This is a genomic window from Escherichia sp. HH26CH (assembly GCF_009820205.1).
GTDB lineage: Bacteria > Pseudomonadota > Gammaproteobacteria > Enterobacterales > Enterobacteriaceae > Escherichia > Escherichia coli_F.
Genome location: NZ_VNXM01000054.1, coordinates 162,149 through 188,212, shown reverse-complemented (window position 1 = coordinate 188,212; position 26,064 = coordinate 162,149). Strand labels below are relative to the sequence as shown.

Genomic DNA, 26,064 nt, shown 5'->3' with positions numbered 1-26,064 from the left:
CCTGTTAGGGCGCGGCTGGTAACAGAGCCTTACAGGCGCATTTGAAAAACCTCCGGCTATGCCGGAGGATATTTATTCGGATTTTATAAAGACTATTCCGCTCATTTACATGAGAACTCAGTCGCTGCAAATGCCAGACTATGTCCACTACGCAATTTCAGGGGCAGATAACGCAATTGAACAGACGATCCACTGCTACTCAATTACAGCAAAAAAGCGCTTCGCTCAGCAAAATGCTGTTCCTCATTTGGTGGTTAACAGCTGCTGGAGTATGGGCTACGGCAGGCTGTGCCTGGATATTTCAGCACTTGCATTGGGTTGCTTCACTAGAATCTCCAGGCGCGTTTGTCTTCGCTTTATCTGCGCTGATAATAATTGGTTTCTGGTTAAACGATGCCCTGAAAAGGCTCGAGGCATCAGGCGCATGTCTGGTCTATCTGCTAATAATCCTGCTTAATGGCTTTCTCTTCTCCAGACTTTTTACCTTTTCGAGCATAGCGAGGGTAATGGGGATTACGGGAGGGATGTTTGCCGCTATGGCGCTAATATGCTGTTGTATTAATAGGGTTATCCCACCAGTTAGACAGTTATGTTTATATATCTTCTGTGGTTTGAGTATTGCTTTTGTTGTTAACCTGATTCTTACCAGCAGTTTTTCCGTATGGTTAGCGAGTATTTTGACTGTCGTTATCTGGGGCGTTACGGCTGCCTGTGAAGCAACAACACTGGAAGATTTGATCCGTGTTGCCGACAACTCTGAATTTTCAGGTGTTCTTCGCTGTATTGTTGCAGGGGCAATAACACTCTATTTCAGTATCCTAAGCGTCCTTTTTAGACTTGCTGTAACGGTTCTTGACTTTATTAATGGTTTAGTGTGGTAGCGTGAATTGATGAGTTTTTTGCGTTAATTGCAATAGATATTGATTTTCAACTTAAGGATATAAAAATAATGAAATCGTACTCATCAAAAAACATAACTAATGATTTTCAGTACGAGGCCAGGATATTAAACGGCATATGGCTCATTACCGCTTTAGGTTTGGCGGCAACCGCAGGACTGGCCTGGATAGCTAATTATCTCGAAATTACGGCAACCAAATATGATTCACCACTAATGTATGTTGTCATAGGATTATTATTACTTTGTATGTATGGCTTAAGTAAAGATATCAACAAGATAAATGCCGCCATCGCAGGCGTAATGTATCTGTTTTTAATCTCTTTGGTGGCGATTGTCGTTGCTAGTTTAGCTCCTGTATCTGCCATTATCCTTGTGTTCAGCACTGCGGGCGCGATGTTTTTAATCAGTATGCAGGCCGGTTTATTATTTAATGTTGATCCTGGTTCTCACCGTTTCATCATTATGATGACGTTGACAGGGTTGACTCTGGTGATCAGCGTAAATACCGCATAATGAGTGAACGGCCTGTTTGGGTAATAAGTTGCTTAATGATTGTGTTATGGTCAGGCATTATCTCGCATGGACGAAATAAGCTCCTTGAACTGGCAGGAAAATGCCATAGCGAAGAGTTGTGGAGTCCGGTTCGTTGCGCTGTTACAGGTGCATTAACACTCTATTACTATTTTATCGGCTTCTTTGGGATACTTGCAGCAATAGCGATAACGCTTGTCTGGCAAAGGCATACGCGGTTTTTTCATTAGCCGTAAAAAATAGATAAGTTTCTCTTTTTGGAAAATGCGTGTTAATCGTTTTTATATAACCTCATGAATAAAATCCTGAAGAAATGTAATGAGGCTGATCCATTATGCTTAGCTGGTACTGACTGGAATTGTAAACTATTAACTTAGTCCGGTTTTGTAGGGCGGATAAGGCGTTCACGCCGCATCCGCCATGAATAAATAGCACTTTGCTAACAATCTGCACAAACCAAAAGAATTTAACTGAACTTCACATTACCGCTTCATTTTTCGCTCGTAGCTTCTTCGCCTGGCTTTCCAGCAACAGGTAACAGATCAGCGCCAGCAGCAGCGGGATAAAGTAATACAGCACACGGTAAGCGAGCAGGGCGGCGATAATTGTGCCTTTGGAGGTATGCTCCCCAGCCAGTAGCGCGATAAACACCGCTTCCAGTACACCAATTCCCGCCGGAATATGCACAATTACCCCGGCAATACTGCTTACCAGTAATACGCCCAGTACAAAGAAATAGTTCACGTTTTGACCCAGCAACAGCCAGATAATCGCTCCCATTACCATCCAGTTAACGCTGGAAATCAGCATCTGGGCGAGGGCGAATTTCCATGAAGGCAGCACCAGCTTTTGCCCTTTGATGGTCATATGGCGGTGCTTCGCGAAAGCGCAAAACCACAAATAAACCGCGATAATCAGCAGTAAGCCGATGCCGAGAATACGCAGCGTAGTTTGATCGACATACCAGTGATCCGGCAGCTCCACCACGCCTGCGGTAAAGATAATCCCGGCCAGCAAAATATAGCCCAGCCAGTTGGTGGTAATACTGAGCGAGAAAATCCGCGTAATAGTGCTGCCCGGTAACCCTAGCCGGGAGTACAAACGATAGCGCATACCAATGCCGCCGACCCAGGTACTGAGCGTCAGGTTGAAGGCGTAGCAGATAAACGACACCAGCATCACCTGGCGCTTTGCCAGTTTATGACCGCAGTAGAAGCGGGCGAGCAGATCATAGCAGCCATATATCAGATAGCTGACGACCACCAGCCCAATCGCACTGAGCAACGCAACGCGATTGTAATCGCGGATGACCTTCCAGACCTCTTCCCAGTCTACCTTTTTGGCGTAGATCACCAGCAACACAATCACTGCGATAAAAAACAGCCAGGTGAGGATCTTCTTTGCTAAGCGCCAGCGCGGGCGTGATTTACTCATCAGGGTTTCACCCCCGTATTTTCAGTTTCTATCCGATCCTGAGTTTCCATCGTCGGTTGTGCGGGGGGATCAACTTGCGCCAGACGCGGCGTGTGCGCCGGAAGCCAGCCCACCAGCGCCGGGAAGTGGCGCAAAAAATGGAATGCCAGCACGCTTTTGGTCAGGTTCCACCAGGTGCGTTTCGGCAGCATGGATTCATCCACTTGTTGACAGTCGGCAGCGATGATGCCGTTCAGATTATCGCGTAGCGTCTGGTTAAAATTACGATCGTGAATGATGACGTTTGCTTCGAGATTTAGCGACAAACTGAGCGGATCGAGATTACTGGACCCTACCGTCGCCCAGTGATCGTCCATCAATGCCACTTTACCGTGGAGCGGGCGACGGCGGTACTCAAATACCTGAACGCCGCCTTTAACCAGATAGTTGTACAGTAAACGCGCGCCGACTCTGACAATGGGCATATCCGGTTCGCCCTGAATGATCAGTTTGATCCGCACCCCGCGCCGTGCCGCTTTACGTAAGGCGTGCAAAAATCGATAGCCAGGAAAGAAGTAGGCGTTGGCGATAATCACTTCCCGACGCGCCTGAGTGAGCATTTTCAGATAGTGGCGTTCGATATCATCGCGATGTTCTTCGTTATCGCGCCAAACTAATAATACCTGCGCTTCTCCCGGCTGGCGGTTTTCTTCCGCTTTGTGATGACGTCGCCACCAGCGTCGTGCTGCGCTGTGTCCTGGCAGGTTTTCCAGTTCAAACTGGAGAATATCTTCGACAATCGGCCCTTCAAGGCGCACTGCGTAATCCTGTTTAGCCTCTGGACCGTAGCTGGACATATGCTCGGCGGAGTAATTCAGCCCACCAATAAAGGCGATACGTGCGTCGATCACCACAATTTTGCGATGCATCCGGCGAAACACATTGGTGCGCATACCAAAAAGGCGAGGGCGGGGATCGTAGTAGCGGAACACCACGCCAGCTGCCGTCAGTTCATTGACAAACTCATCGCTGAGATCCGGTGAACCGTAGCCATCCAGCAAGACTTCCGCTTTTACCCCGCGTTGCGCTGCTGACAGTAGCGCCGCATGCAGCTGTTTGCCGACGTCATCCTCAAACCAGATAAACGTTTCAAGGATGATGCGTTCTTGCGCCTCGCCAATCGCCTTAAACACCGCGGGATAATATTGCTCGCCGTTTTCCAGCAACTGGATCTTATTGCCTTCGCGCCAGCTACATTTCATAAATGAATCTCCGCACTTAAAGGGGCATGATCAGAAAGGTGTCGCCATGTCCGCAGCGGCAACGCGGTTGGCGCGCTGGCGCTGGCATTTTTGATGTAGATCCTGTCCAGTCGTAGTAGAGGAAATTGCACCGGAAACGTACGCGCCGGGCGTCCGTGGGCGCGGGTAAATATCTCATCCAGCCCGGCCTGCACTTTTAAGGGATGATTGGCTTTTTGCCGCCAGTCGTTGAAATCACCCGCCACTAATACCGGTTCGCCGTCCGGCAGCTCATTCACCCATTCAGCGAGCATCGCAAGCTGCGCCTGACGGTGCGCTTCACGCAGGCCCAGATGTACGCACATCACATGAATCGCTTTCCCGGTCATCGGCGGCACAATACGGCAGTAGAGCACGCCGCGCTTTTCCGCACCATCGATTGAAACATCACGATTCTCATAATGTTCAATGGGATAGCGTGACAGTACGGCGTTTCCATGATGCCCTTCCGGGTACACCGCATTGCGACCGTAGGCAAAATCGCTCCACATAGTGTCGGCGAGAAACTCGTAGTGCGAGGTATCGGGCCAGTTTTCCACATGCAGCGGATGAACTTCGTGCGCACCCATCACTTCTTGCAGGCAAACAATATCGGCACTGACGGTACGCACGGCGTCGCGAAGTTCCGGCAAAATGAAGCGTCGGTTAAACGCGGTAAAGCCTTTGTGAATGTTGATGGTGAGCACCTTGAACGAAAATTGTTGTGTTTGATCGGGCATAATTTTCCTGTCTTTGCCTCTTATCTCATTGAAATAGTGTAGTCGGCGTCACAAAAAGGTGCGGTCTTACGGAATTTTCCGTAAAGTTCGGTACTCTGAGTAAGTAGAGATAAATTCTTCAGGAGAGAAGCCATGAAGTGGCAACAACGTGTTCGTGTCGCAACGGGTCTAAGTTGCTGGCAGATTATGTTGCATTTACTGGTAGTGGCGCTGCTGGTGGTGGGCTGGATGAGTAAGACTCTGGTTCACGTCGGCGTGGGATTATGCGCACTGTATTGTGTCACGGTAGTGATGATGCTGGTGTTTCAGCGCCACCCCGAGCAACGCTGGCGTGAGGTGGCAGACGTGCTGGAAGAGCTGACTACGACCTGGTATTTTGGCGCAGCGCTGATTGTGCTGTGGCTGTTGTCCCGCGTACTGGAAAACAACTTTTTGCTGGCAATTGCAGGGCTGGCAATCCTTGCTGGCCCGGCGGTAGTGTCTTTGCTGGCGAAAGATAAGAAGTTACATCACCTTGCGTCTAAACATCGCGTACGCCGCTGACCCTGTCGTGGCCGTTATCACCAGTAGCGGCCACAAACTATTCCACACAATATCCAGACTCGCATCCTTCAAATAAATCTGCTTGGTAATGTCCGTAAAGTGGCGAATAGGGTTAATCCACGTCAGGTTTTGCAGCCATACTGGCATGTTTTCCACTGGCGAAACGTAACCGGAAAGGAGAATGGCGGGCATCATAAAGACAAACACGCCGATAAACGCCTGCTGTTGCGTTGAACAGAGTGACGAAATCAACAGACCGAATCCCACCAGCGATAAACCGTAAATCACCATCGTAAAGTAGAATAGCGCCAGCGATCCGGCGAAGGGGATTTGATACGCCCAGATACCAATCGCCAGCACAATGGTGGCCTGGAAGGTGGCGACAATTAATGCCGGTACGGCTTTGCCGATGAATATCTGCCAGGTGGTGAGGGGAGAAACCAGTAACTGATCGAGCGTACCCTGTTCACGTTCGCGGGCGACGGAAAGTGAAGTGACGATCATTACGCCGATAGTGGTGATCATGGCGATCAGCGACGGCACCACAAACCATTTGTAGTCGAGATTCGGGTTATACCAGTTGCGTACCACCAGCTCGCTGTTGTTAGGTTTCGGTTTTCCTTCCAGCAGCTCCTGCTGATAATTTTTGACGATCTGTTGCAGGTAGTTGGCGGCAATTTGCGCACTGTTGGAGTTGCGTCCGTCGAGGATCAACTGCAATGGCGCGGTCTGGAAGGTATCCAATTTGCGTGAGAAATCAGCCGGGAAACGCACCAACAATAACGCCTTTTGCGTGTCGATGGTTGGGCGGATCTCCTGTGGGCTTTTCAGCAGCAGCACGTGGGTAAAGGCGCTGGCGCGGGCAAAACGTTGAGTAAGTTCTACCGAATGTTCGCCGTTATCTTCATCGTAGATGGCGATGGTGGCGTTAGTCACTTCCAGCGTGGCGGCGAACGGGAACAGGATCACCTGAATCAGCACGGGCAAAATCAGAATCGCGCGGGTTTGCGGTTCGCGCAGCAGCGACTGCAACTCTTTGCGGATTAACGTCCATAAGCGATGAAACATGCTCTTCTCCCTAATCCAGCCGACGTTTGGTTTTTAGCCACGTCAGGCCGATAAACATCACCGCCGAAGCGATCAAAAACAGCACGTTCACCACCAGCACCACTGGAATATTCCCGGCGAGGAACAGGCTTTGCAGGGTGCTGACGAAATAACGTGCGGGAATAATGTACGTCACCGCGCGGATCACCGCGGGCATACTGTCGATCTGAAAAATAAAGCCGGAAAGCATAATCGACGGCAGAAACGCGGCGTTCAGGGCGACCTGAGCGGCATTGAACTGGTTGCGGGTAATCGTAGAAATTAGTAGCCCCATCCCCAGGGTACTGAGTAAAAACAGGCTGGAGATAAAAAACAGAATCAGCAGTGACCCGCGATACGGCACGCCGAGAATAAACACCGACACCAGCATACACAGCAGCATCGCCAGCATCCCGAGGAAGTAATAAGGGATCAGCTTACACAGCAACAGTTCCGTGCGGGTTATCTCCGTAGAGAGTAACGCCTCCATGGTGCCGCGTTCCCACTCCCGCGCCACCACCAGCGAGGTGAGAATCGCGCCGATAACCGTCATGATGATGGTTACCGCACCGGGGATAATAAAGTGCTGGCTAATCGCCGCCGGGTTAAACCAGTAGCGAGTCTGGACGTCGATAAGTGGTTCAAAAGTCTGCCCGTTGTCCTCTGCCCGCTGCATTTGCCAGATCTGCCAGATCCCTTCGACATAACCTTGCACAAAGTTAGCGGTATTCGGCTCACTGCCGTCGGTGATCACCTGAATCGGCGCGGTAGCGTTGGCGCGCTCCATCTGTTCGGCGAAATCCACCGGAATCACCACCAGGCCACGAATTTTTCCCGCCTGCATTTTGGCGATTAATTCCTGACGGTTATCGCTGATGGTGGCGTCGATGTAGGGCGAACCGGTCATGGTATGGGTGAAATCCAGCGCCGCTTCGCTACGCTGTTCCAGCAAAATCCCAACCCGCAGCTTGCTGGAGTCGAGGTTAATGCCGTAGCCAAATATAAACAGCAGCAACAGTGGGATCACCACTGCAATCAGCCAGCTACTCGGATCGCGAACGATCTGCCGTGTCTCTTTGACGCACAGCGCCCGCACGCGACGCCAGGACAGGATCGGATTACTCATTGCCATGCTCCTTATCCCAGTCGTGGATCAACTGAATAAAGGCCTGCTCCATTGTGGGATCGGGTTGCTCGTCGTTGGCCGACTGCGCTTTCAAATCATCTGGCGTGCCGCTGGCGATTAATTTCCCACGATACACCAGGCCGATGCGGTCACAATATTCTGCTTCATCCATAAAGTGGGTGGTGACCATTACCGTGACGCCTTTCTCTACCATGCTGTTGATATGCAACCAAAATTCACGGCGGGTGAGGGGATCAACGCCGGACGTCGGTTCATCGAGAAACAGAATGTCCGGTTCATGCATCAGCGAACAGGCCAGCGCCAGACGCTGTTTAAAACCTAAGGGCAGTTCATCGGTCGCGTGGGAAGCGATACTTTTCAGGCCGAACGCCTCACTCATACGGGCGATTTTTTCGTTCTGCGCCCGCCCGCGTAAGCCATACACACCAGAAAAAAAGCGTAAATTCTGTTCGACCGTCAGGTTGCCATAGAGCGAAAACTTTTGCGCCATATAGCCGAGATGCTGGCGCGCTTTGCCAGAACTCTCTTTCAGATCCATACCCAGCACCAGCGCCTGGCCAGAGGTCGGTACCAACAAGCCGCACATCATCTTAAAGGTGGTCGATTTCCCTGCGCCGTTTGGCCCGAGCAAACCAAAGATTTCACCGCGTTTGACGGCAAAGTTGACGTGATCGGTGGCGGCAAAATCGCCAAACTTTTTGGTCAGCTCTTTCGCTTCGATCACCGTCTCGCCAGGTGTACCTTCCACCGTATGCAATATTGCGCCCAGCGGTGATTCCGAGGTTCCAGCTCCGCCCAGCAAATCAATAAACGCATCTTCAAAGCGGGGCGTGGTTTGGCTGATGTCGATTTCTGGCATCCCGTCGGCGTGGCGAATATCGTCTGGTGTGGCCTCTTTTTTGAGGATCAGACGTACCGATTTCCCCTGAATCATGCCGTCGCTCACCTGTGGCAGTTTCAAGGCGCGTTGCAACAATTTGCGGTTGCCCTCGTGCGGGCTGGTCATCAGAAAGCTACGTCCGGCCATGGTTTGCGTCAGGGCCGTCGGTTCTCCCTGATACAGCAACTCGCCTTCGTTCATCAGTAACACGTCACGGCACTGTTCGGCTTCGTCAAGATACGAGGTACTCCAGAGGATTAACATCCCTTCGCCTGCCAGCTCATGCACCATCTGCCACAATTCGCGGCGTGAGATAGGGTCAACGCCGACGCCAGGTTCATCGAGCAGCAACACTTTCGGTTCGCCCACCAGCGTACAGGCCAGGCCGAGTTTTTGCTTCATCCCACCAGAGAGCTTGCCCGCCAGGCGTCCGGTAAACGGACCGAGAGACGTAAACTCCAGCAGGCGAGCAAAAGTCTGCTTACGTGCCTCGCCAGTGACGCTGCGCAAATCCGCGTACAGATTGAGGTTCTCCATCACCGTGAGATCTTCATACAGGCCGAATTTCTGCGGCATATAGCCGAGAACGGCGTGCAGCGCGCCGTCGTTTTTGATCGGATCAAAGCCAATCACCGTGGCGCTGCCGCTATCGGGTTTCAGTAATCCCGCCAGCATCCGCATCAGTGTGGTTTTACCTGCGCCATCCGGCCCCACCAGCCCCGTTACATAACCAGCATGAATGGTACAGTCGAGCGGCGCGACGGCGGGCTTGTCCATGCCCGGAAAGCGTTTTTCCAGACCGTTCAGCGTAATAACGGCATCATTCATGTCCTGCCTCGTTACCGAATTGCACCGTCACTGGCATTCCCTGGCGTAAGGCATCATCGGCGTCGGTCACCACAATACGCAGGCGATAGACGAGGTCGGTACGCAGATCCGGCGTTTCGACGGTTTTTGGGGTAAATTCAGCAGTCGGTGAAACGAAACCAATCTGCCCGTGATACGGCTTGTCCGGGCGACCGTCGGTATAAAGCAGCACTTTGCGCCCCGGCTGGGCCTGGTCGAGATTACGTTCATCAACATAAGCGCGCACCCACACCGGACGTGTCAGTGAGACGGTAAAGACTGTGCCACCTTCATTGAGCACCGTGCCAGGCTCTACCGCGCGGGTTAACAGCGTGCCATCAGACGGTGCTATTAACGTTGAGTCCTGTAAATTCAGCTCCGCCTGCGCCAGTTGCGCCTGCGCCTGTTCGAGACTGGCTTTCGCCTGGGCGATGTCCTGTTCACGATTACCGGAGCGATACTGACGCAATTTATCCTGTGCTGATTTCAGCGTTGCCTGCGCCTGGTCGCGCGAGGAGCGGGCATTTTCCAGGTCGTTTGCCGAAATAGTGCGACTTTTCCACAACCCTTGCTGGCGGTTGTAGAAGTTCTGCGCATAGTCATATGCGGCCTGCGCCTGTTTTACGGCGGCGGCGGCCTGAGCGATTTCTTCATCGCGATACCCGGCAAGCATCAGGTCATACTGCGCCTGTGCCACCGAAACACCCGCTTTTGCCTGCATCAGGGCAATTTCATACGGCTTATGATCCAGTTCACCCAGCACCTGGCCCGCTTTAATCGCATCACCTTCGTCTACGGCCAGCGATTCAACGCGACCACCGACACGGAAGCTAAGATTCACGGTGCGAATATCCACGTTGCCATACAGCGTCAGGCCGTTATCCTGGCGGCTTTGATACCACCAGTAGCCTCCGGCAACCACGGCGGCAAGTACCACTACCGCCAGTCCGATCACGACAGGTTTTTTCATCACTACAAACTCCTTTGCGATAATCCTTGCAAAATCAGGTCGATATGACAGGTCACCGTCTGGTTGATCAGTTCGGTCTTTTCTTCATCGAACGCGGTCCAGCCGGTACGTAACAAAATAGTTTCTTTGCCAAGACGAAACGCCAGAATCTCACCAATCAACGCATGGGTATGGAGGATCATGCGGGTGTCGTTGGCGTCGCAGCCGGTCCAGGCGGCAATCAGGCGTGTAAGGTGGCTGTGTAGCGGGCTAATCACCTGTTCATGCACCAGGTGGTAGGCTGCCGTAGGAGAGAGTTGCTCACGGGAGATAAACTTGCTGAGGTTGACGGTGTCATCCTGGGTGAGCAGCTTAATCATGTTCCTGCAGGCGCGAAGGATCAGTTCACGAATAGCTGCGCGATCCGGCTGTGGTTGTGCGAACAAGCGTTCGGCTTCTTCAGCGTGCGGACGGAACTGCTCGCCAATAAAATCGGCAATCCACTGGGCGCAGGCGAGATACAAATCTTCTTTCGAACCGAAGTAGTAGGTGATGGCAGCGATATTCTGCCCGGCCTGGGCGGCTATCTCGCGGGTGGTGGCGTTCATTCCATATTCACCAAACTGCGCCAGTGCGGCAGCAATCAGCTGTTTTTTCGCCTGTTCACCCTTGATTGTCATGGCTGGATTATTCATCGCACAGTCCATTCTTAATCAAATGATTGATTAAGATTATGACTCCATATGGGAGTTGTCCAGTATGGCTAAGAATTTTAGCTACGCCAGTCACAGGGATAATTTATGCGCTGTGTCACAAAAACTGCTACACTCCGCCCCCTCATGACATTGTGGTTTTTGTCATTTTCCTTTTCAGTATCTCCCTGAAAACTACACCGGTAACGGTCGGGGCGGTTCGGAGTAGTTATGTCTTTCGATTCTTTGGGGTTAAGCCCTGATATCCTGCGCGCCGTTGCCGAGCAGGGTTACCGTGAACCCACCCCTATTCAGCAGCAGGCGATCCCTGCGGTGCTGGAAGGCCGCGACCTGATGGCCAGTGCCCAGACCGGTACCGGCAAAACAGCGGGCTTTACGCTGCCGCTGTTGCAACACCTGATCACTCGCCAGCCGCACGCCAAAGGGCGTCGTCCGGTACGTGCGCTCATTCTTACCCCAACCCGTGAACTGGCTGCACAGATTGGCGAAAACGTCCGTGATTACAGCAAATACCTGAATATTCGTTCGCTGGTGGTGTTTGGCGGCGTCAGCATTAACCCGCAGATGATGAAGCTGCGCGGTGGCGTTGATGTGCTGGTGGCAACGCCGGGGCGTTTGCTGGACCTGGAACATCAGAATGCAGTGAAGCTGGATCAGGTTGAAATTCTCGTCCTCGATGAAGCTGACCGTATGCTCGACATGGGCTTTATCCACGATATCCGTCGCGTGTTAACAAAACTGCCAGCGAAGCGCCAGAACCTGTTGTTCTCCGCGACCTTCTCTGACGATATTAAAGCTCTGGCGGAAAAACTGTTGCACAACCCGCTGGAAATTGAAGTGGCACGCCGCAATACCGCGTCTGATCAGGTGACCCAGCACGTTCACTTTGTCGATAAGAAACGTAAACGCGAATTACTGTCGCACATGATTGGTAAAGGGAACTGGCAGCAGGTGCTGGTGTTTACCCGTACCAAACACGGTGCTAACCATCTGGCTGAACAGCTCAATAAAGATGGTATCCGCAGTGCGGCGATCCACGGTAATAAATCGCAAGGTGCGCGTACTCGTGCACTGGCCGATTTTAAATCGGGCGATATTCGTGTTCTGGTGGCAACTGACATCGCTGCACGCGGTCTGGATATCGAAGAGTTGCCGCACGTCGTCAACTACGAGCTGCCAAACGTACCGGAAGATTATGTTCACCGTATCGGGCGTACCGGTCGCGCGGCAGCTACCGGTGAAGCGTTGTCGCTGGTGTGTGTTGATGAACACAAACTTCTGCGTGATATCGAAAAACTGCTGAAAAAAGAGATTCCACGCATTGCGATTCCGGGTTATGAGCCGGACCCGTCAATCAAGGCCGAACCGATACAGAATGGTCGCCAGCAACGTGGCGGCGGTCGTGGACAAGGCGGTGGTCGCGGTCAACAGCAACCACGCCGCGCTGAAGGTGGCGCAAAATCTGCGAGCGCGAAGCCTGCAGAAAAACCATCTCGTCGTCTCGGCGATGCCAAACCGGCAGGCGAGCAACAACGCCGTCGCCGTCCGCGTAAACCTGCCGCTGCGCAGTAATACCATGTAAGGGCAAAAGAGTATCACAGGCTTTTGCCCATTATTCAGGTAACACGGTCAGACATGCATGTCATGTCTGATTTTATTGTTTTTAATAAATTTGCTTTATGATCTATCTAGTGTATTTAAAATGGCAATGAAATTATTTCTTCTTGCTATCTGAATTATTGTTAATAACATTGGTTGATATTCATAAACAAATTCTGGGAAAGTCTGGAATAAACATGCTATTGCATAAAGTGTTTGTTCATCATCTGGAAAAGTATTATGAGATATGTGATTCAGTATTAGCTTGATTCTGTCCCTGATTTTATTATTTTCATTGTCTATAGTGTATCCGACTATCTCCCTAAGCAAAATAAAGTGTGCAGTCGTTTCATTACCATATATCTTTAGCAGTTCCAATAAACTGTCAAATTCTGACGCCTGAATATTTTTGGCACATAACTTTAACACTTTATCGAGTAACTCCAGATGCCCCGGTTCATAAACTGTTTTTTGTAGAATATTAAGTAATGTTGGCAATGATGAATATGCATAAGGAATATCTGTATTCAATAACAATTTCAAAGATTGAGCGGCAATTTTAGGTTGATATAAATGCCGCGATTCAATTCTGCTAATTAAAAAAGCAGTTGTATTCTTTTTAGTTTCATTGTCGGTAATCTCTATCATCTCAAACAGTCTGCTGAAATATCCTCTCAGATCGTATTGTGTAACAATAGAAATACAATCCGTGAATAAGTCATTATATTCAGTTATTAAATTTGGATAGCTATCAAAAAGTGTATAACACATCTCCATATAATTATGCAATTTTAATATTTGTGAAGAGGATTTAATTGTCGCATCGCTAATGCTAGTTGTTTTTATCGATTCAATAGCGAAAATCAGTGGGCTGATACATTTCGATAAATCATCATGTTGTAACTTCAACACTAAAACTATATCTTTTATCCATTTTATTTTTAAGTCAATGTCTGTTTGTTTTGAGATGATGTTAATCAGTGCGTGTTGGACGCAGCGATGCCTGATTAAACTATGTTGATTTAAATATCCTCTGTGAACAGAGTTATGTGCAATATCCAGTATGGCATCAAAGAGCAAACTATCAGGATTTGAATTTGTGGAGGTAAAGATGTTCGTTATAAGATAATTTAATATCAATATTTTATTTCCGTCGTTATTTATATGGCGTAGTGGTGCCAATAACTTGTTATAGAAAACTTTCTTTTCCTCAGTGTTGTATTTGCTATTTTTGTCATTAATATGATTAAGAATTTTAACCAAAAGGATGATTATTTTGTTCTTATAATCGAGTAAATCTGGCTGAACATGATACGTCGAGAGGTACCCCTGGGTATCAAAAATAGAAGATGCATCGGGGCTATCAAAAATCATTAAATCTTCCGGACTATTTATATCGAAAAGTTTGATATTTTTTATAAATAATTGTGAAAAAAACAAAATACTTTCTTTATGAAATACGTCAGAATTATCATATAAAATATTAATTATTGGTAAGGCTATTTGCTCATTCGAAATTTTTTGCGGTTCTAAATGATAAGGGTTGTTTAATACCTTATTATTATATAAGGTTGATGTTAAATGCTGAATGAACATCTGCTTTTGTTCATGGTTCTTTGTTTTTTTAATAACATCTAGCAGTTTTTTGGCATTATTGTCAAACCAGAAAACCATATCTGTAATGGATAAGTTGTCAGGGAAATAGTTGGAGTTGCCTGGTGTATTAGGTTTAAATAATGGCCACTGCTCAAACAAATTACGCATATTAACTCCTTTAATACGTCAAATTAAAATTGATAAAAATAATAAGTAATCATTATGTGCAAGCTATAGATTATGAAAGTATTACTATGAAATAATTTAAATTAACTATCAAAAATCGCTCATTTCTGCTTATTGATAGAAAGATTGATCGCCAGTCTGTTTAGAGCGGTGCAGCAGCAAACTTTCATAACCAGGTTATCCTGAGTTTGTTGTGCGAAAAGTTAAAAATGAGCGATTTCTGTAAGATTCCCCATTTTGCCAGGCTTATGATCCGCAGATCATTCAAGTGCAAAGGAGCGATGTATGGATTGTTCAAAATGTAATGGTTATGCGACGATGTTATTAAATATGGTGCATGGTTCTGACCCGGTTAATTTACTGGAATTACATGGTTTCCTTGAACACTTCGCATATTATGTTTCATTTGGCAAATTTAATGCTGGCCACCAGCGCTATAATGCATTTAAAAAATTCGTCAGTGAGATTTCGGAGATCAGCGCAAATGATATCAATATGACGATTAAAACCGGGCAATCCAGACATGAAAATGTGATCTCTATAAATATGAATAATGCAATTCATCGTGATGAGAAAGGGATCACCGTCAGAATAGATAATATTAATGGTAAGAAAAATAACTATAATTCATCAGATGTTTTTATTCCTTATGTAAATACATTTTCTGACCTCAAAAATAAAATACTCAGGATGAAAATTGAACTGACTGAAGGTAGTGGTTTTTCTAAAAGTCTTTTTGACAGTCAGATTGAGACGCATATTCTGAGGGATATTAATTCGCTTAACGTTGGTGAGAAATTGAATGATGATAATCTTGCATATCATTCTATATTCACTAACGAATTCTCTGTTATTATTCCGCCATCCTATTATGATGCGACTTCAGCAGTAAACGCTAATAATATTGTGAGAGAAAAACTATATGAAAGTGATAGTAAAGTTAAAGATATCGTCGATGATATGTCTAATCATGACGTGGAGAGCGAAAAAGATATATTTGTAATCGGGGGGATGATAGAAAAACTAGAGTCTCTGGCAGACGAATCTTTCAATGATAAAACTGATAACATAAAAACAGTAAAAGATTTGCTAACGCAATTAACTGATGGCATGGAACTCTTCACGCTGCGGGACATGGTAGCATTCCCATCGTCCATAATAGCAAAACTATTAAAATCCCCACTTAATAGCGATCATGAACTTGTTATGCGCGTACTGGATACGTATCTGTGCTACTTCAGAAATAAAAATCTGAGTAACGATGCGGAAATAATAAACTTTTTCTATGCTCTCTTTTTAAAGAGACCAGAGTTGATGGTTTCTGAAAATTATAGATTTATTCAATTTGTTGATTTGCTTTTTGAAAACAGAAGTGTGGAAGAGAAAAACTTAGCATTTGACCTTTATCACAATTATCAGGTATTACCTGAAATAAAACAATTCGTTACTGAAGAAATAAAGTTGAATTTCAATCAGCTGCAAGGATTGTCAGATAAAGATAATAAATGTTATATCCTGTTATCATCCGATAACTCTGGGCGAGTAATGCACTTATCGCACCAGGCGTTAATCTCAATGCTTGAGCCAGAAGTTAAGAAAAAGACCATCTGGAATAATTACTCTATTTATCCATCTTTGCAGGATACCCATGAAGTTGTCAGAGATGATCCAGAAACGATTTGTACGCGTGCATTTCCTTTATTTGCAAAAGGATGGGAATATGCGCAGAAAAATAAGAAACACCAATTGATTCTCAATGCTCTTGGATTGAAAGGTTATATTCGTGATGTATTTATGTCAGCAATAATGCGAAAAACAGACTTTGTGCCAGAATCGGATAATCAACCGACAGAATTTAAATCATTATTTTCCTCTTTGATGACCGATTCAGACCAATGGCAACAGCATACTTTGAAAGAAAAACATTACACTAATCTATTAACGATGCTGGATCTCAAAGAGGCCAGTGAAAGTGATAAGTCTAAAATATTTTTCTGTCTGTCTGCCGTATTTGCAAATATTTCTCACAGTAATGTCTTTTACGGTATTCCTGATGCGTCAAAAATTTTAAAACGTTATGCATTTGCTTTATTGGCTAAAGCTTACTCTTTAGATGAAAATATGATAAGCAGTCAAACTTTTAATACATACAAAGCGGTATTGCTTGATTTCAATAATCTGTCTAATGAAGAGGCCAACCAGCTGCGTATAAGTTCGTTATATCGTGATATGGTCCGCTACGCACAATATCGTTTTTCTAAAGTTTTATCCGAGTGGACGCCAGACGCATGGCTGTAAAGATCCCAACAGGATAATGGCATTGATGGCCCTGGCTCAGGCCAGGGCGGGCAATACCGGTTCCTGCGAAGCGATGACGGCGGCAAGTGTAACCACGAAATGCGGTATCACTTGCTGTTTTCTGCCCTGAAGACTGGCGCTCACCGTGCCGTCGAACTTTCAATCAAATATATTGTGTGAGGGCGTGTTTGCGAGCCGCTTTCCAGAAACAGAAAAACCATTACCCCTGAAAACCGAAAAATGCCACAATATTGGCTGTTTATACAGTATTTCAGGTTTTCTCATGGCATTAACCGCCGCGCTTAAAGCGCAAATTGCCGCCTGGTATAAGGCGCTTCAGGAACAGATCCCCGACTTTATTCCCCGTGCGCCGCAGCGGCAGATGATTGCGGACGTCGCCAAAACGCTGGCCGGAGAAGAAGGGCGGCATCTGGCGATTGAAGCCCCCACCGGCGTTGGGAAAACGCTCTCCTATTTGATCCCCGGCATCGCCATTGCCCGCGAAGAGCAAAAAACGCTGGTGGTGAGTACCGCCAACGTGGCGTTGCAGGATCAGATTTACAGCAAAGATTTACCGCTGCTGAAAAAGATCATTCCCGATCTTAAATTCACTGCCGCTTTTGGGCGTGGGCGCTACGTTTGCCCGCGTAATCTGACGGCGCTCGCCAGCACTGAGCCCACGCAACAGGATCTGCTGGCGTTTCTTGACGACGAACTGACGCCAAATAATCAGGAAGAGCAAAAACGTTGTGCAAAGTTGAAGGGCGATCTCGACACTTATAAATGGGATGGTCTGCGCGATCATACGGATATCGCCATTGATGATGATCTCTGGCGTCGTTTAAGTACCGACAAAGCCAGCTGCCTCAACCGCAACTGTTACTACTATCGTGAATGCCCGTTTTTTGTTGCTCGTCGGGAGATTCAGGAAGCGGAAGTGGTGGTGGCAAACCATGCGCTGGTGATGGCGGCGATGGAAAGCGAAGCGGTATTGCCTGACCCGAAAAATTTACTGCTGGTGCTGGACGAAGGCCATCACCTGCCTGATGTGGCACGGGATGCGCTGGAGATGAGCGCCGAAATTACCGCGCCGTGGTATCGGCTGCAGCTGGACTTGTTTACGAAGCTTGTTGCTACCTGTATGGAGCAGTTTCGCCCGAAGACGATCCCACCGCTGGCAATCCCTGAACGTTTGAATGCGCATTGTGAAGAGTTGTATGAGCTTATCGCTTCGTTAAACAACATTCTCAATCTCTACATGCCAGCCGGTCAGGAGGCGGAGCACCGTTTTACAATGGGGGAACTGCCTGAGGAAGTGCTGGAAATCTGTCAGCGGCTGGCAAAGCTCACCGAGATGCTGCGTGGTCTGGCGGAGTTATTTCTCAACGATTTAAGTGAGAAAACCGGCAGCCATGACATTGTACGCCTGCATCGGTTGATTTTGCAGATGAACCGCGCGTTGGGGATGTTCGAGGCGCAAAGCAAACTCTGGCGGCTGGCTTCTCTGGCGCAATCTTCCGGTGCACCCGTCACTAAATGGGCGACGCGGGAAGAGCGCGACGGGCAGCTACATCTGTGGTTTCACTGTGTGGGTATTCGTGTTAGCGACCAACTGGAAAGGCTGTTGTGGCGCAGTATTCCGCACATTATTGTTACCTCCGCAACCTTGCGTTCGCTGAACAGTTTTTCGCGTTTGCAGGAGATGAGCGGGCTGAAAGAGAAAGCGGGTGACCGCTTTGTGGCGCTGGATTCGCCCTTTAACCACTGCGAACAGGGCAAAATTGTTATTCCCCGGATGCGCTTTGAGCCTTCCATCGACAACGAAGAGCAGCACATTGCCGAGATGGCGGCCTTTTTCCGTAAGCAGGTGGAGAGCAAAAAACATCTCGGTATGTTGGTACTGTTTGCCAGCGGACGGGCGATGCAGCGGTTTCTCGACTATGTGACGGATTTACGTCTGATGCTGCTGGTGCAGGGCGATCAGCCGCGTTACCGTTTAGTTGAACTGCACCGCAAACGCGTTGCCAACGGTGAGCGCAGCGTGCTGGTGGGCTTACAGTCATTTGCCGAAGGGCTTGATTTGAAAGGTGATCTGTTAAGCCAGGTGCATATCCACAAAATCGCTTTTCCGCCCATCGACAGCCCCGTGGTGATCACCGAAGGGGAATGGCTGAAAAGCCTCAACCGCTATCCGTTTGAGGTGCAAAGCCTGCCGAGCGCCTCGTTTAACCTGATTCAGCAGGTTGGGCGACTGATTCGAAGCCACGGTTGCTGGGGCGAAGTGGTTATCTACGACAAACGCTTGCTGACCAAAAATTATGGCAAGCGACTACTGGATGCATTACCGGTATTTCCGATAGAGCAACCGGAAGTCCCTGAAGGTATAGTTAAAAAGAAAGAAAAAACGAAATCCCCACGCCGTCGGCGGCGTTAATGATGTGAGTCAGGTAAGGAGTCGTAAATGGACTATCGCAAAATCATTAAAGAGATCGGGCGCGGGAAAAACCACGCGCGCGATTTAGACCGGGATACTGCGCGCGGTCTGTATGCTCATATGCTCAATGGTGAAGTCCCTGACCTTGAGTTGGGCGGCGTATTGATTGCGCTGCGTATCAAAGGGGAAGGGGAAGCAGAGATGCTCGGCTTTTACGAAGCCATGCAAAATCACACCATCAAGCTGACGCCGCCTGTTGGCAAGCCGATGCCGATTGTCATCCCTAGTTACAACGGCGCGCGTAAACAGGCCAACCTGACGCCGTTGTTGGCGATTCTGCTGCACAAACTCGGTTTTCCTGTGGTGGTTCACGGGGTTAGCGAAGATCCAACTCGCGTGCTGACAGAAACCATTTTCGAACTGATGGGTATTACGCCAACGTTGCACGGCGGGCAGGCGCAGGCGAAGCTCGACGAACATCAACCGGTGTTTATGCCAGTCGGCGCGTTTTGCCCGCCGCTGGAAAAACAACTGGCGATGCGCTGGCGGATGGGCGTGCGTAACAGTGCACATACCCTGGCGAAACTGGCGACGCCATTTGCCGAAGGTGAGGCGCTGCGTCTTTCCAGCGTTTCGCATCCGGAATACATTGGACGCGTCGCGAAGTTCTTTAGCGATATCGGCGGGCGGGCGCTACTAATGCATGGTACTGAAGGTGAAGTGTATGCTAATCCGCAGCGCTGCCCGCAGATCAATCTCATTGACCGTGAAGGGGTGCGGGTGCTGTATGAAAAACAGGACACTGCTGGTAGCGAGTTACTGCCACAAGCAAAAGACCCGGAAACCACGGCGCAGTGGATTGAGCGTTGCCTGGCTGGCAGCGAGCCGATTCCCGAATCGCTGAAAATCCAGATGGCTTGCTGCCTGGTGGCAACAGGTGAGGCGGCAACTATTAGCGATGGCCTGGCGCGCGTTAATCAGGCATTTTAATTTTCATCTCAGCCGGATGAGCCATGTCATCCGGCTTTTACCCCACCGCAATATGAAATTCCTGCATCTTTATTGACCTTCCCGCGCCCGGCGTGCAGCATAAAAAAACAACAAACACATAACATAAACAGGAGTTAATCATGGAAAGTGGTCATCGCTTTGATGCTCAGACGCTGCACAGTTTTATTCAGGCTGTATTTCGTCAGATGGGTAGCGAGGAACAGGAAGCGAAATTAGTCGCCGATCATTTAATCGCGGCAAACCTGGCAGGGCATGATTCACATGGTATTGGCATGATCCCAAGCTATGTGCGCTCCTGGAGTCAGGGGCATCTGCAAATTAACCACCATGCCAAAATCGTTAAAGAGGCGGGGGCGGTGGTCACGCTCGATGGCGATCGCGCATTTGGTCAGGTAGCGGCACACGAAGCGATGGCGCTGGGGATTGAGAAAGCGCATCAGCACGGCATAGCCGCCGTGGCGCTACATAACTCGCATCACATCGGTCGTATTGGTTACTGGGCAGAACAGTGCGCGGCGGCGGGGTTTGTCTCTATCCACTTTGTTAGCGTGGTGGGTATTCCAATGGTCGCGCCGTTCCACGGCCGCGACAGCCGCTTTGGCACCAACCCGTTCTGTGTGGTTTTCCCACGTAAAGATAATTTCCCTCTGTTGCTCGATTACGCCACCAGCGCCATCGCATTTGGGAAAACTCGCGTCGCCTGGCATAAAGGCGTACCCGTGCCGCCAGGCTGTCTGATTGACGTTAACGGCGTACCGACGACAAATCCGGCGGTAATGCAGGAGTCGCCGTTGGGTTCGTTGTTGACCTTTGCCGAACATAAAGGCTACGCCCTCGCGGCGATGTGTGAAATTCTTGGCGGGGCGCTTTCCGGCGGTAAAACAACGCATCAGGAAACGTTACAAACCAGTCCCGATGCCATTATTAACTGCATGACCACAATCATCATCAACCCGGAACTGTTCGGCGCGCCGGATTGTAGTGCGCAGACCGAAGCCTTTGCCCAGTGGGTGAAAGCCTCGCCGCATGATGACGATAAGCCGATTTTGCTACCGGGCGAGTGGGAAGTGAACACGCGTCGCGAACGGCAGGAGTTGGGGATTCCACTGGATGCGGGAAGCTGGCAGGCCATTTGTGATGCGGCACGGCAGATTGGTATGCCGGAAGAGGTGTTGCAGGCTTTCTGTCAGCAGTTAGCCAACTAAAAAAAAGCCCGTCCAGTGACGGACGGGCAAACAAGGGTAACATAGGATCAATGAGGGTTAGAGCATATGCGTCTGTCGGCAAACAGACAGGGAAATACTTGTGCTGGACGTAGCGTAAACGCCTGATCCGTCCAACGGTTCGGATTTTGTAGGCCTGATAAGACGCGGTAGCGTCGCATCAGGCACCTGTTGCCGGATGCGGCGTCAACGCCTTATCCGTCCTACGAATTACTTATAGATAACCGCGGTACCGCTTAATTTATTGTTGTTGGTGGCAGAAGTGATGCTGTATCCACTAGCACCAGCAGCCGCAGCTTTCTCAGCCAGTTTCGCTTCCAGGGCATCGAGGGTGGATGCACCATCGGCAGAAACCACGCCGATTTTATTCATGTTCTGTGCCTGGGATGCCGTTACCGGTTCCGCCGCGAACACGCCAAAGGACAGAGTTGAAAGAGCCATAGCAGCAACAACAGTATTGATAGTTTTCATAATTAATCTCTCGCAGGTGATTTTTGTTTAAGTGACGTTGTTTCGTCGATGTGATGAGTATCACGTTTTTTTACGAGAGATAAAATCGAAGAGAATTGACCGCCTTGTTCAAATAAATTGATTGATATCTAACATACTGATAAACCATTTATTTGTTGTACTTATGGACTTGTTTTATGCAGCGTGGCAGTCACGGCAGCGTTAAAGGCACGAAATGCCACGCAAAATACAAATTATACTCACTATACATCCCGCCAGTTGCAGTTAACGTAACTGGCTGTCTTTCGAACCTCTGCGATTATATCCTGTATAAGCTGGTTTTTGTAAATCTTTCTCCTGCTGACAATGAATGCATAAGCGCACACCAGGAATGGCTTCCCGACGGGCTTGCGGGATGGGGGCTCCGCACTCTTCACATTCATACAGGCTTTCGCCACGCGGAATTTCACCCCGGGCACGAGCAATCGCATCTTCAATTGTACTGTTGATCTGTTCGTTGACGGCGTCATCGTTAGCCCAACCGGATGCCATATCGTCCTCCCCATATCAATACTTGTACAGTTAAGTGTAGCTAATATAGGGGCGAACTCGGGCAGTTCAAGCGTCAGATCTCCGACCATTCCCGCAGCAGATTATGATAAAGATTGAGCAGCGACAGGATCTCTTCACTTTCGCCGTAGCGGCTTTTCAGCGACTGAATATTGTTGTCCAGTTCAAACAGCATGGCGCGCTTTTTATCATCACGGATCATCGACTGGATCCACATAAATGATGCCACTCGTACGCCGCGGGTTACGGGTGTCACGCAGTGCAAGCTGCTGGAGGGATACAACACGAGATCGCCTGCCGGAAGTTTTACCCGATGTTGCCCGAAGGTGTCATTAACGACCAGTTCGCCGCCGTCGTAGCTTTGTGGATCGCTTAAAAACAGTGTGGCAGAAAGGTCAGTACGCATCCAGCCGTTTTGTGGATGGCTGCGTACTGCGCCATCCACATGGAAACCATAGGTTTCATTGTTCTGATAGCGATTAAACAGCGGCGTGGAAAGGGTACGCGGCAAGGCCGCGGCAAAGAACAAAGCATGTTGGTTAACCGCGTTCAGCACCTCATTTTGCAGGGCGGCGTATAACGTGCTGCGGGTGTCTACCTGTTGATTGTTCTTAACTTGCGCACCTTGTGCGCCGGTGGTGACGCGTCCATCCACCCATTCGGCTTGTTCCAGTTGTTCGCGAAACCGGGCGACGTCCTTTGGCGATAGCACGCCGGGAATGTGGTACATCATACAAGTTCTCCAAAAAGTGGGGCCTGCGCCCCACATCTGAATCAGAAATGCATATTGGCCGTGAGCAAGAAGGTTCTTGGCTCGCCCGGGTGATAACGGTAGCCGCTCTTGTTGATTGAGGCGACGTAATCGGTATCAAACAGGTTGTAGACGTTTAGCTGGAAGTCGAGATTGCGATTAACCCGATACCCCAGTTTAGCGTCGGCGACCCAATAACCTTCGGTAAACGCTGGCGTTCCCACCGCGCCGTCAGAACCTTTATGCATACTGCCGATATAGCGTGCGCCCGCACCAACGGAAATATCATCGGTTGCCTGATACTGGCTCCATAAGGTAAAGGCGTGCTCCGGGGTATACGGCAGCGATGAGGAGCCATCCTGGGCAACATCTTTGCCGTTTTTGATGGTTGCTTTTTGCTGGGTATAGCCGCCAATCACCTGCCACGCGGGAGTGATATTCCCGGCCACGGATATCTCATAGCCTTCGACGCGTTTCTTACCGTATTGCGAGTAAGTTCCGTCATCATTTTGCTCAACTTCATTTTCGATATCAGTACGGAACAGCGCGGCGGTGAGCAACAGGCGTTTATCCAGAACCTGCCATTTGGTGCCAATCTCGCTGGTGTTGGCTTTTTGCGGTTTAAAATCGGTACGGTTGGCACTGTTACCGCTGCCAGACTGCGCAAGGGCGAAGTTGTTTCCGCCCGGCGGCTGTTGGGAAACGGCATAGTTAATATAGACATTGCCGTTTTCCGTCAGGTGATACAGCGCCCCGGCTTTCCAGTTCACCAGATTGCCAGACTTGGCGGTGTCAACAGTGGTGACCGGAGAACCTTTCGCCACGCCAGCTGGGCAGGTAACGGCACCTCGGCCACTGCCGCCGCAGGCGGTGGCACTGTCATATTCAGTATGATAATTATCCAGACGGATCCCGCCGTTCAACTCAAAATCACGGGTGATTTGCAGCGTATCGAAAGCATAAATTGCGAAGGTGTCCGTCTGACCATTGGCGTTTGCGCCGTTGCGCGTCAGGCCGCCAGGATGAATGCTGCTGTCAGGATGATAAATATTCACCGCGGGTAACGTCAGCGGATTAACGCCGTAGTTGGTTTGTGTTTCACGGGTAAATTCCACGCCGGTACTGACATCATGACCGATAGAGCCGGTATAGAACGTCGAGGTCAGGTTGGTCTGGTTGGTGAGAATTTTATTACTCACATCTTTAGTATTCGCAATACGGGACCAGGTCCAGCTATCCACATTGCTGGTGGGCTGGGTAATATTCGACGCCCCGCCCATAATCGCCGTCATCAGGTAATCCTGCTTCACGCGCGACCAACGCGTAGTGTTGCGAATAGTGGTGTTCTCGCTAATGTCGTGCTCAAAACGCATGGTAGCGGTGTCGGTGGTCGAATCGTCGTAATCGGAATCCGTGCCGTAAAAGTTATGCGTATCAACTTTTCCGGAATGATTCAGGGCCGCCGTTCCCGCAGATGGGGCAGAATAGCCCGGCAAACCGATGGTCGGAATGCCGCCGTCTGGCGTGTTGTGCTGGGTGACATGCAGATAATTAAGATACAAACGATTCGCTGTGCCAAGGCCAAAAGCTACAGAAGGGGCGACGCCGTAACGCTCATTTTTAACTTTGTCGCGTCCGGCATCGTGCGTTTTTTCACCCATCACATTCAGGCGCACCGCGGTGGTATCACCAATGACCTGATTGACGTCCAGCGTGCCGCGGCGGAACCAGGCGCTGCCAATACTGGCGGAAGCGTCAATGCCTGAATCATTGCGCGGCTGCTTGCTGATCATATTGATCGAGCCCGTCGGCGCGCTGCGCCCGTAGTCGGTGCCGGACGGCCCTTTAATCACTTCGACCTGTTCGGTATTGAAGGTGTCGCGTGAGACGCTGCCGATATCGCGAATCCCATCAATATAAATACTGTTAGAAGTATCGGCACCGCGCATATAAATGGCGTCGCCAGTGGTGGAGTTACCGTTCTCACCAGCAAAAAACGCACCCACTCCGGGGACGTTTTTGAGCGCATCGGTAAGGTTGGTTGCGCCCTGATCTTTAATCACTTGTTCAGAAATCACCGTCATCGTGCGGGTCGTATCCGCTACCGGACGCGAGAATTTCGGATCGGCAGATTGTTGTGGTGCATAAAGCGAAGGCGTTGATGCTTCGACAACCAGCGTGTCATCCGCGTTAGTTTGCCCTTCGGCGGCGAGTGCCTGTGCCACAGGCGTAATACCAATACAAAGACCGGCAAAGAACGTGAGCGAATGAAATTGTCTGGCAGGGAAATTGCGATTGTTTTCCATTTTGCAGGTGACTTTTTCTTATATGTTGAAATTTTCACTGTCACGAGAAAGCCTCTCTGCGGATGCGATGCCACTGTTAATCCCGTGATAGTGTTCGTGCAAGTGATAATAATTTTGATAAGCATTATCACTTGGCGCGATTTTCTATCACCCATTGCGCGAAAAAGAAATACATTTATTTACATTGCGTTCATATTTGATGTTTTTTGATTACAAAACAGGCGAAAACTGCATCCAGAGGCGAATGCAGTTACGTTGGTGGGGTTATTTGTAGATGGTTGCAGTACCGAACATCTGGTCATTTCCGCCTGCGGAATTAATGACATAACCTTTCGCGCCTTGTTCGCGCGCTTTTTCTGCCAGTTTATCCTCCAGATCGCTTAGATTTGATGCGCCAGTTGCCGAAACGGTACCGGCGGGCCGTAGCTGACCGCTGTCCAGGTTACTCATTGGTTGTGCGGCATAAGCCGTGAGAGAGATTCCGCTCAGGACGGTGGCAATCAGTAGTGTGAGGCACTTTTTCATAATGACATCCTCATAAATACAACGGGTAGTGCCTGATAAGTGTAGGTCGCCTGGACGATGAAAATGACGCAAAAAATTGACAGAGA

At 49.3% G+C, this 26,064-nt stretch carries 22 protein-coding genes and 1 pseudogene; 9 read left to right on the top strand and 14 right to left on the bottom strand.

What is annotated here, in order from left to right; translation table 11 throughout:
- The first annotated feature begins 140 nt into the window (after positions 1–140).
- On the top strand, positions 141–881 hold the full coding sequence (locus FQ015_RS18320) for a Bax inhibitor-1 family protein (RefSeq protein WP_235841532.1): 741 nt from the start codon (positions 141–143) through the stop codon (positions 879–881).
- Positions 882–949: 68 nt separating this feature from the next.
- Positions 950–1,662: pseudogene (locus tag FQ015_RS18315) on the top strand (Bax inhibitor-1/YccA family protein).
- A 247-nt stretch (positions 1,663–1,909) separates the two neighbouring features.
- Here FQ015_RS18315 and FQ015_RS18310 read toward each other — a convergent pair.
- The 3 genes from FQ015_RS18310 to FQ015_RS18300 are packed head-to-tail and all read right to left on the bottom strand — an operon-like array spanning position 1,910 to position 4,865.
- Positions 1,910–2,866, bottom strand: coding sequence for a lysylphosphatidylglycerol synthase domain-containing protein (locus FQ015_RS18310; protein WP_105271728.1), 957 nt, complete (start codon positions 2,864–2,866; stop codon positions 1,910–1,912).
- Positions 2,866–4,107: a cardiolipin synthase ClsB gene (clsB, locus tag FQ015_RS18305; protein ID WP_039021607.1), complete on the bottom strand. Its 1,242-nt coding sequence runs from the start codon at positions 4,105–4,107 to the stop codon at positions 2,866–2,868. Before clsB ends, FQ015_RS18310 begins: the two co-directional genes overlap by 1 nt.
- On the bottom strand, positions 4,104–4,865 hold the full coding sequence (locus tag FQ015_RS18300; protein ID WP_032183788.1) for an endonuclease/exonuclease/phosphatase family protein: 762 nt from the start codon (positions 4,863–4,865) through the stop codon (positions 4,104–4,106). The genes clsB and FQ015_RS18300 overlap by 4 nt, the downstream gene beginning before the upstream one ends.
- Positions 4,866–4,997: 132 nt before the next feature.
- On the opposite strand from FQ015_RS18300, the gene FQ015_RS18295 reads away from it, so the two are divergent.
- The gene (locus tag FQ015_RS18295; RefSeq protein ID WP_000871981.1) at positions 4,998–5,408 is read left to right on the top strand and encodes a YbhQ family protein; all 411 of its coding nucleotides are present in this window, start codon (positions 4,998–5,000) and stop codon (positions 5,406–5,408) included.
- Here FQ015_RS18295 and FQ015_RS18290 read toward each other — a convergent pair.
- From FQ015_RS18290 to cecR, 5 genes are read right to left on the bottom strand one after another with little or no spacing between them, the layout of a single operon-like run.
- The gene (locus FQ015_RS18290) at positions 5,370–6,476 is read right to left on the bottom strand and encodes an ABC transporter permease (protein WP_000469031.1); all 1,107 of its coding nucleotides are present in this window, start codon (positions 6,474–6,476) and stop codon (positions 5,370–5,372) included. The genes FQ015_RS18295 and FQ015_RS18290 overlap by 39 nt on opposite strands.
- A 10-nt stretch (positions 6,477–6,486) precedes the next feature.
- The gene (locus tag FQ015_RS18285; RefSeq protein ID WP_000070131.1) at positions 6,487–7,620 is read right to left on the bottom strand and encodes an ABC transporter permease; all 1,134 of its coding nucleotides are present in this window, start codon (positions 7,618–7,620) and stop codon (positions 6,487–6,489) included.
- Positions 7,613–9,349, bottom strand: a complete 1,737-nt coding sequence (locus tag FQ015_RS18280) for an ATP-binding cassette domain-containing protein (protein WP_103253286.1) — start codon at positions 9,347–9,349, stop codon at positions 7,613–7,615. The genes FQ015_RS18285 and FQ015_RS18280 overlap by 8 nt, the downstream gene beginning before the upstream one ends.
- Positions 9,342–10,337, bottom strand: a complete 996-nt coding sequence (gene hlyD / locus FQ015_RS18275; protein ID WP_001296990.1) for a secretion protein HlyD — start codon at positions 10,335–10,337, stop codon at positions 9,342–9,344. Before hlyD ends, FQ015_RS18280 begins: the two co-directional genes overlap by 8 nt.
- A gap of 2 nt (positions 10,338–10,339) precedes the next feature.
- Positions 10,340–11,011 (bottom strand): DNA-binding transcriptional regulator CecR, encoded by a 672-nt coding sequence (cecR, locus tag FQ015_RS18270; RefSeq protein ID WP_001296991.1) that lies wholly within the window; start codon positions 11,009–11,011, stop codon positions 10,340–10,342.
- A 228-nt stretch (positions 11,012–11,239) separates the two neighbouring features.
- Here cecR and rhlE point away from each other — a divergent pair, with 228 nt between their 5' ends.
- Positions 11,240–12,601 (top strand): ATP-dependent RNA helicase RhlE, encoded by a 1,362-nt coding sequence (gene rhlE, locus FQ015_RS18265; RefSeq protein ID WP_000007113.1) that lies wholly within the window; start codon positions 11,240–11,242, stop codon positions 12,599–12,601.
- A gap of 105 nt (positions 12,602–12,706) precedes the next feature.
- Here the strand turns inward: rhlE and FQ015_RS18260 are convergent, their stop codons facing one another.
- Positions 12,707–14,392 carry a hypothetical protein gene (locus FQ015_RS18260; protein ID WP_160524343.1) on the bottom strand — a complete coding sequence of 562 codons (1,686 nt, stop codon included), beginning with the start codon at positions 14,390–14,392 and terminating at the stop codon, positions 12,707–12,709.
- 303 nt (positions 14,393–14,695) lie between these two features.
- On the opposite strand from FQ015_RS18260, the gene FQ015_RS18255 reads away from it, so the two are divergent.
- From FQ015_RS18255 to ybiE, 5 genes are all read left to right on the top strand, one after another.
- Positions 14,696–16,708: a type III effector gene (locus FQ015_RS18255; protein ID WP_160524342.1), complete on the top strand. Its 2,013-nt coding sequence runs from the start codon at positions 14,696–14,698 to the stop codon at positions 16,706–16,708.
- Between the two features lie 283 nt (positions 16,709–16,991).
- A complete protein-coding gene (dinG, locus tag FQ015_RS18250; protein WP_039021137.1) occupies positions 16,992–19,142 on the top strand; it encodes an ATP-dependent DNA helicase DinG in 2,151 nt (716 codons plus the stop codon).
- A 27-nt stretch (positions 19,143–19,169) separates the two neighbouring features.
- The gene (gene ybiB / locus FQ015_RS18245) at positions 19,170–20,132 is read left to right on the top strand and encodes a DNA-binding protein YbiB (RefSeq protein WP_039021133.1); all 963 of its coding nucleotides are present in this window, start codon (positions 19,170–19,172) and stop codon (positions 20,130–20,132) included.
- A gap of 140 nt (positions 20,133–20,272) precedes the next feature.
- On the top strand, positions 20,273–21,358 hold the full coding sequence (hcxB, locus tag FQ015_RS18240) for a hydroxycarboxylate dehydrogenase HcXB (protein ID WP_039021132.1): 1,086 nt from the start codon (positions 20,273–20,275) through the stop codon (positions 21,356–21,358).
- A 66-nt stretch (positions 21,359–21,424) separates the two neighbouring features.
- Positions 21,425–21,484, top strand: a complete 60-nt coding sequence (gene ybiE, locus FQ015_RS24320) for a protein YbiE (protein ID WP_211180490.1) — start codon at positions 21,425–21,427, stop codon at positions 21,482–21,484.
- 102 nt (positions 21,485–21,586) lie between these two features.
- Here the strand turns inward: ybiE and ybiJ are convergent, their stop codons facing one another.
- The 5 genes from ybiJ to mcbA form a co-directional block, all read right to left on the bottom strand.
- Positions 21,587–21,847: a DUF1471 family protein YbiJ gene (gene ybiJ, locus FQ015_RS18235; protein WP_000849301.1), complete on the bottom strand. Its 261-nt coding sequence runs from the start codon at positions 21,845–21,847 to the stop codon at positions 21,587–21,589.
- Positions 21,848–22,111: 264 nt separating this feature from the next.
- The gene (gene ybiI / locus FQ015_RS18230; protein ID WP_000146357.1) at positions 22,112–22,378 is read right to left on the bottom strand and encodes a C4-type zinc finger protein YbiI; all 267 of its coding nucleotides are present in this window, start codon (positions 22,376–22,378) and stop codon (positions 22,112–22,114) included.
- 73 nt (positions 22,379–22,451) lie between these two features.
- Positions 22,452–23,129, bottom strand: coding sequence for a PKHD-type hydroxylase YbiX (ybiX, locus tag FQ015_RS18225; RefSeq protein WP_000990146.1), 678 nt, complete (start codon positions 23,127–23,129; stop codon positions 22,452–22,454).
- Positions 23,130–23,170: 41 nt separating this feature from the next.
- Positions 23,171–25,453: a catecholate siderophore receptor Fiu gene (locus FQ015_RS18220; RefSeq protein WP_039021131.1), complete on the bottom strand. Its 2,283-nt coding sequence runs from the start codon at positions 25,451–25,453 to the stop codon at positions 23,171–23,173.
- Between the two features lie 264 nt (positions 25,454–25,717).
- Positions 25,718–25,978 (bottom strand): DUF1471 family periplasmic protein McbA, encoded by a 261-nt coding sequence (gene mcbA, locus FQ015_RS18215; RefSeq protein WP_000710619.1) that lies wholly within the window; start codon positions 25,976–25,978, stop codon positions 25,718–25,720.
- Between the last annotated feature and the right edge of the window lie 86 nt (positions 25,979–26,064).

Bases quoted from the DNA above. Each gene is read 5' to 3' on its own strand.
- ybiX (WP_000990146.1), bottom strand. From the start codon at position 23,129: ATGATGTACCACATTCCCGGCGTGCTATCGCCAAAGGACGTCGCCCGG.
- ybiI (WP_000146357.1), bottom strand. From the start codon at position 22,378: ATGGCATCCGGTTGGGCTAACGATGACGCCGTCAACGAACAGATCAAC.
- hcxB (WP_039021132.1), top strand. From the start codon at position 20,273: ATGGAAAGTGGTCATCGCTTTGATGCTCAGACGCTGCACAGTTTTATT.
- FQ015_RS18285 (WP_000070131.1), bottom strand. From the start codon at position 7,620: ATGAGTAATCCGATCCTGTCCTGGCGTCGCGTGCGGGCGCTGTGCGTC.
- mcbA (WP_000710619.1), bottom strand. From the start codon at position 25,978: ATGAAAAAGTGCCTCACACTACTGATTGCCACCGTCCTGAGCGGAATC.
- FQ015_RS18255 (WP_160524342.1), top strand. From the start codon at position 14,696: ATGGATTGTTCAAAATGTAATGGTTATGCGACGATGTTATTAAATATG.
- hlyD (WP_001296990.1), bottom strand. From the start codon at position 10,337: ATGAAAAAACCTGTCGTGATCGGACTGGCGGTAGTGGTACTTGCCGCC.
- dinG (WP_039021137.1), top strand. From the start codon at position 16,992: ATGGCATTAACCGCCGCGCTTAAAGCGCAAATTGCCGCCTGGTATAAG.
- FQ015_RS18220 (WP_039021131.1), bottom strand. From the start codon at position 25,453: ATGGAAAACAATCGCAATTTCCCTGCCAGACAATTTCATTCGCTCACG.
- ybiB (WP_039021133.1), top strand. From the start codon at position 19,170: ATGGACTATCGCAAAATCATTAAAGAGATCGGGCGCGGGAAAAACCAC.
- FQ015_RS18260 (WP_160524343.1), bottom strand. From the start codon at position 14,392: ATGCGTAATTTGTTTGAGCAGTGGCCATTATTTAAACCTAATACACCA.
- FQ015_RS18290 (WP_000469031.1), bottom strand. From the start codon at position 6,476: ATGTTTCATCGCTTATGGACGTTAATCCGCAAAGAGTTGCAGTCGCTG.
- FQ015_RS18320 (WP_235841532.1), top strand. From the start codon at position 141: ATGTCCACTACGCAATTTCAGGGGCAGATAACGCAATTGAACAGACGA.
- FQ015_RS18300 (WP_032183788.1), bottom strand. From the start codon at position 4,865: ATGCCCGATCAAACACAACAATTTTCGTTCAAGGTGCTCACCATCAAC.
- FQ015_RS18280 (WP_103253286.1), bottom strand. From the start codon at position 9,349: ATGAATGATGCCGTTATTACGCTGAACGGTCTGGAAAAACGCTTTCCG.
- clsB (WP_039021607.1), bottom strand. From the start codon at position 4,107: ATGAAATGTAGCTGGCGCGAAGGCAATAAGATCCAGTTGCTGGAAAAC.
- rhlE (WP_000007113.1), top strand. From the start codon at position 11,240: ATGTCTTTCGATTCTTTGGGGTTAAGCCCTGATATCCTGCGCGCCGTT.
- cecR (WP_001296991.1), bottom strand. From the start codon at position 11,011: ATGAATAATCCAGCCATGACAATCAAGGGTGAACAGGCGAAAAAACAG.
- ybiJ (WP_000849301.1), bottom strand. From the start codon at position 21,847: ATGAAAACTATCAATACTGTTGTTGCTGCTATGGCTCTTTCAACTCTG.
- FQ015_RS18310 (WP_105271728.1), bottom strand. From the start codon at position 2,866: ATGAGTAAATCACGCCCGCGCTGGCGCTTAGCAAAGAAGATCCTCACC.
- FQ015_RS18295 (WP_000871981.1), top strand. From the start codon at position 4,998: ATGAAGTGGCAACAACGTGTTCGTGTCGCAACGGGTCTAAGTTGCTGG.